At 54.8% G+C, this 1,554-nt stretch carries 1 protein-coding gene; it reads left to right on the forward strand.

The window, feature by feature from the left end:
* Window positions 1-98 precede the first annotated feature (98 nt).
* Window positions 99-1,547 carry an IS4 family transposase gene (locus KHO33_RS41820; RefSeq protein WP_200568571.1) on the forward strand — a complete coding sequence of 483 codons (1,449 nt, stop codon included), beginning with the start codon at window positions 99-101 and terminating at the stop codon, window positions 1,545-1,547.
* Window positions 1,548-1,554: the final 7 nt, after the last annotated feature.

Genomic DNA, 1,554 nt, shown 5'->3' on the forward strand with positions numbered 1-1,554 from the left:
CTTGCGATTACCCACAATTTTTGGTGGTTCCCCTCTGTTAACAAGGAGTCCATTCTGTTAACTTCGTTGCATGTCCAGTCGACGAAGGAATGCGATCGATGTCAAACAGAGGCTACAGCAAACTTGGACCGGGGGGAGCGTGTGAGGCCGACGAATGGTTGGTCGAGGAGTCGGGAGGGAGCCGTTTTCGCGATGAGCGTCTTGGCAAAAGATTCCGGCTGGTTCTGGAGCGCTTGTGGTCGTGTGTGGGACAGAGCATACCGATGGCCTTTCAGGACTGGTGCAACACGAAAGCAGCTTATCGATTTCTCTCCAATCCCAGGGTCAGTGAACAAGACATCCTTGGCGGCCACTTCGAAGCGACGCGAGGCCGGTTTGTTGCATCGGAAGGCCCCATATTGATATTGCAGGATACGACTGAATTCTCGTACAAACGAGAGCGCCCTGAGCTGATCGGTTCGACGCACAAGGTGGCGAGTCGCAAGGACAAAACCGGGCGAAGCCCAATGCATACAATTTGCGGGATCCTGATGCACTCGAGCCTTGCTGTCACTACGCAAGGCGTTCCGTTGGGTCTGGCAGCAATCAAGTTCTGGACCCGGAAGAAGTTCAAAGGGTGTGACGCACTCAAGCGCAAGATCAATCCGACACGCGTTCCGATCGAAGAGAAGGAAAGCTATCGATGGCTCGAAAATCTGCGGCAATCGACAGCCCTGTTTGGTGAACCACAGCGCTGCATTCATGTGGGGGATCGCGAAAGCGATATTTACGAACTCTTTTGCCTCGCTCACGAATTGCAAACCAACTTTCTGGTTCGAACCTGCGTTGACCGGCTCGCGGGGGATGGAAACCACACAATCGCACAAGAGATGGATGAGGTTCGTGTCAAAGGCGTACATCGAATCGTGGTTCGCGACCAGAACGGCAAGGTTGAGCGGGCCGCGCTGGAACTTCGATATCGCCGCATAACGGTGTTGCCGCCAATCGGCAAGCAGCGGCGTTACCCGCCCCTGTCCCTGACCGTGATTCATGCAATTGAACGGGGAACACCGACAGGCAGGAAGCGCATTGAATGGAAGCTGATCACCAATTTGCCAGTGACTTCCCGTAGACAGGCTATCGAGAAACTGGACTGGTACGCACTGCGATGGAAAATAGAGGTCTTTCACAAAATCCTCAAGTCGGGCTGCAAGGCTGAGGAGTCGATGTTGCGCACGGCGGACCGACTGGCCAACCTCATCGCAGTATTCTGCATCGTAAGCTGGCGTATCTTCTGGATGAGCATGGTTCATCGAGCCGCACCGCCAGTGCCGGCCGAAATCGCATTGACGCCGCCCGAAATACTGCTGCTCGATCAACTGGTTAAAGATACCGTCAAGACCTCAAACGCCGAACCCCTTACACGATACACCGTCAAACTTGCACAACTGGGCGGCTATCTGGCGCGAGCCAATGATCCTCCTCCCGGCAACACCGTGATCTGGCGAGGCCTTCGAAGACTCACCGATATCCAGCTCGGCTTCGAGCTCGCCAAAAATTGTGGGTAATCGCAAG

It is taken from the genome of Paraburkholderia nemoris (assembly GCF_905221015.1).
Classification (GTDB): Bacteria; Pseudomonadota; Gammaproteobacteria; order Burkholderiales; family Burkholderiaceae; genus Paraburkholderia; species Paraburkholderia nemoris.